The sequence below is a fragment of the Brevundimonas sp. genome (genome assembly GCF_024711105.1).
Taxonomy (GTDB): domain Bacteria; phylum Pseudomonadota; class Alphaproteobacteria; order Caulobacterales; family Caulobacteraceae; genus Brevundimonas.
In genome coordinates this window covers 1-4,014 of sequence record NZ_JANJTL010000115.1, presented here as the reverse complement: position 1 = coordinate 4,014, position 4,014 = coordinate 1, and the positions used below count along the sequence as shown (strand labels likewise).

At 71.7% G+C, this 4,014-nt stretch carries 2 protein-coding genes; both read left to right on the top strand.

Features of this window, described 5'->3' with window-relative positions:
- A partial coding sequence (locus Q0M60_RS08565; protein WP_296818276.1) for a PD-(D/E)XK nuclease family protein occupies positions 1-706 on the top strand: 706 nt, incomplete at its 5' end.
- Positions 703-4,014, top strand: a 3,312-nt coding sequence (addA, locus tag Q0M60_RS08560) for a double-strand break repair helicase AddA (protein WP_296818274.1), incomplete at its 3' end; no start/stop codon positions are given. The genes Q0M60_RS08565 and addA, both read left to right, overlap by 4 nt.

The following is a 4,014-nucleotide window of genomic DNA, read 5'->3' as shown; positions in this document are numbered from 1 at the left end:
GCACAAGGCCATCGAGCGCATGACGTTGACCTGGCCCGACGTCCTGCCTGACGATTGCGCCGACCAGATCGAGGCGCTGCTGCTCGAGGAACTGGGCGCCCACGGCTTCGAGGAGCCGGCCATGGCCCGTGAGGCGCCGCTCGCCCGCAACTGCGCCCGCTGGCTCGCTGAATTCGAGGCGCGCCGGCGCGCGCGCGGCGTCGAGTTGCTGGTCGAACAGAAGGGCGAAATGGTCATTCCGACCCGGGGCGGCGATTTCACCCTGAAGGCCTTCGCCGACCGCATCGAACTATCGGCCACGGGCGGATCGGTGATCGACTTCAAGACCGGCCGCGCGCCCTCGCTCAAGGAGGTGAAGACCGGCTTCGCGCCGCAGCTGACCCTGACCGGCGCCATCCTGGCGGCGGGCGGCTTTCCGGTCGCGGGGCCTGTCGAGCCGGAGGAGCTGGCCTACATCCGCGTCGTCGGTCGCAAGTCGCCGGGCGAGGTCTGCGTGCGGGGTGCGGGCCCCGAGGCCGCCGCCCTGTCGGAGCAGGCGCTCGACGGCCTGCGCCGCATGATCGAACGCTTCGACAATCCCGATACGCCCTATGTCTCCTGGGCCGCGCCGCAGTTCATGGGCGCGTTCGGCGGCAGTTACGATCATCTGGCGCGCGTCTGGGAGTGGCACGTCGTCGGCGCCGACGGCGAGGAGGCCTCGGAATGAGCGCCTCGCATCAGCTGATCGCGGCCAATCCGGACCTGTCGGTCTTCGTCACCGCCAACGCCGGCTCGGGCAAGACCACCACCCTGGTCAACCGCGTGGCGCGCCTGCTGCTCAAGGGCGCGCGGCCCGAGGCCATCCTGTGCGTCACCTACACCAAGGCCGCCGCCGCCGAGATGCAGACCCGGCTGTTCAAGCAGCTCGGCGAATGGGCGGTGCTCGACGACGAAGGCCTGATCCGCGAACTGGTGCGGCTGGATGACAGATCCGACCTGCCGTCCCGCGAAGAGCTGTCGCGGGCGCGCCGCCTGTTCGCCCGCGCGCTGGAGACACCCGGCGGGCTGAAGATCCAGACCATCCACGCCTTCTGTGAAAAGCTGCTGCGCCGCTTCCCGATCGAGGCAGGCGTCTCGCCGCGCTTCAAGATGCTGGAGGACCAGGCGGCGGTCGCCCTGTCCCACGCCGCGCGGGAGGAGCTGGCTGTCCAGGCCTTCCGTGATCCGGACGGTCCGCTGGGCCGCGCCTACAGCCATTTCGCCGTCGAGCTCGACTGGGGCCGGTTCCTGGAACTGCTGGCCCTGATCGAGGCCAAGCGCGACGACCTCGCCGACTATGTCGCCCGCGTCGAGGCCGGCGATGCGCCGGGGCCTCACGCCCTGACCGGCGCCGATCCCGACGGTTCGCCCGAGGAGGTCGAGGCCGAGTTCATGCGCGCGCTGGATCCCGGCCACTGGCGCGACCTGGCCGAGGCCATGGCCACGGGCTCCACTAACGACCAGAAGTGCGCCGAGCGCATGCGCGCGGCGGGCGACGCCTGGACCTTCGCGGGCCTGCGCGACGTCTTCCTGACCCAGACCGGCCCGCGCGCCAGCATGGGCACCAAGCAGGCTCCCGCCTACGTCGTCGCCTGGCTGGCCGACCTTCAGCTCAGCTACCTGGCCGCGCTCGACCGCTGGCGGGCGGCCAAGGCCGCCGACGATACGGTCAAGGTCCTGACCCTGGCCCGGGCGCACGCCGCCTTCTACGAGGCGGCCAAGGCCGCGACCGGCGCGCTCGACTTCGGCGACCTGGTCAGCCGATCGGCGGCGCTGCTGTCGAAGCCCGGCCTGTCGGCCTGGGTGCTCTACAAGCTCGACGGCGGCATCGACCACGTCCTGGTCGACGAGGCCCAGGACACGGCGCCCGAGCAGTGGGCCATCCTCCAGGCCCTGACCTCGGACTTCTTCTCCAGCGCGACCGGCCGCAGCATCTTCGCCGTCGGCGACGAGAAGCAGTCGATCTACTCCTTCCAGGGCGCCCGGCCGGAACAGCTGCGCCGCCAGGCGAGAGCCTATGAGACGCGCGTGGGCCAGGCCTTCCGCCACGTGCCGCTGGAGACTTCCTACCGCTCCACGCCAGAGGTCTTGCGCTTCGTCGACAAGGCCTTCGACGACCCGGCGCGGCGCATCTCCATCGCCGGTGTCGAGGGCGATATTCATCCGCACCATCCGGCGCGCGAGGGCCAGCCCGGATCGGTCGAACTCGTCCCTCTGTTCATCGACGAGCCCCAGCCGGACCGCGACGCCTGGACCGCGCCGGTCGATCAGGAGACCCGCCAGAGCGCCCGCAAGCGGTTGGCGAAGCACCTGGCCGACGACATCCGCCGCCAGGTCGAGACCGGCGTGGCCGTCTACGAGAAGGGCGCGCTTCGCCCCTGCGGTTATGGCGACTTCCTCGTGCTGGTCCGCCGCCGCGACGCCCTGTTCGAGGAGGTCATCCGCGCACTCAAGCTGACGGGCGTGCCGGTCGCTGGCGCGGACCGGCTCAAGCTGAAGGCCCACATCGCCTTCGACGACCTGCTGTCGCTGGCCCGCTTCGCGCTGTTCCCGGACGACGAACTGAGCCTGGCCGAGGTCCTGCGCAGCCCGCTCTGCGACGTGGACGAGGACAGCTTGTTCGAGCTCGCCGGGGCCGAGAAGCGGCCGCCGCTGTGGAAGATCCTGCGCGACCGGGCCTCCGAGCGCCCGGAGTGGACCCGCGCCCACGCCCTGCTGGACGCCGCCATCGCCGCGCGTGGCCGCGATCCCTTCGCCTTCTTCTCGGAGGTGCTGAACCGCGTCGATGACACCGGCCAGTCGGGCCGCGCCCGCTTCCTGCGCCGGCTGGGCCGCGAGGCGATGGAGGCCATCGACGAGACGCTGAACCAGGTGCTGGCTGCCGAAGGCCGGGGTGGGACCGATCTCGAAACCTGTCTGGCGCTGCTCGAATCCGCCGATGTCGAGGTGAAGCGCGAGCTGGAAGGACCGCGCGGCGAGGTCCGCGTCATGACGGTCCACGGCGCCAAGGGGCTGGAGGCGCCGGTCGTCATCCTCCCGGACACCACCATGAAGGCCAAGGGGCAGGGCCCGACCCTGCTGCCCCTCGAGAACGAGGACTGGGAGGGTCCCGCCTGGCTGATGTGCCCCGGCTCCGGCAAGGAGGACTGCCCCGTCACCGCTGACGCCCGCAAAGCGCGCGAGGATCGCACGGCCGACGAGTCCCTGCGCCTGCTCTACGTCGCCCTCACCCGCGCCCGCGACCGCCTGATCGTGCTGGGGCGAACCAACAAGTCAGGCGAGGCGGAAAAAGGCAGCTGGTGGTCGGTGATCGAGGAGACCTTCGACCGTCTGGACGGCGTCGAGTCCTTGGAGGACGGCGGCCGGCGCTTCGGCCCGGCGCCGGTCACAATCCCCCGCGCTCCGACGGCATCCGCCGAGGAAGCCGCCACCCTGCCAGACTGGGTCCGCCAGGCCGCCGCGCCCGACCCCGGCGCGCGCTACGCCTCGCCGTCGCGCATGGACGAGACCCTGCGCATCCCCGCGCCCTCGCCGCTGGAGCGCAGCGGATCGCTCGGACGCTTCCGGCGCGGCGACCTGATCCACCGCCTGCTGGAGCGCCTGCCGGACGTGGCGCCTGAGGCTCGGCCCGACGCGGCGCTCCGGCTGCTGGCGCGCGAGCGCGACCTTTCGGACGAACAGCGCGAGGAGATGATCGCGGCGGCCTTCGGCGTGCTCGACGATCCGCGCTTCGCGCCCGTATTCGGCCCCGGCTCGCGGGCCGAGGTGGCCCTGACCGGGCGATCCGACGACCTGCCGCCCGGCGTTTCGATCTCCGGCCGCATCGACCGGCTGGTGGTCACGCCCGAGCGGGTGCTGATCGTCGACTACAAGACCAACCGGCCCGCGCCGCCCTCGGCCGAGGCGGTCGATCCCGCCTATGTGCTGCAGCTCGCGGTCTATGCGGCGGTGCTGCGCCGGCTCTATCCGGACCGGCCAGTCGAGGCGGCGCTGGTG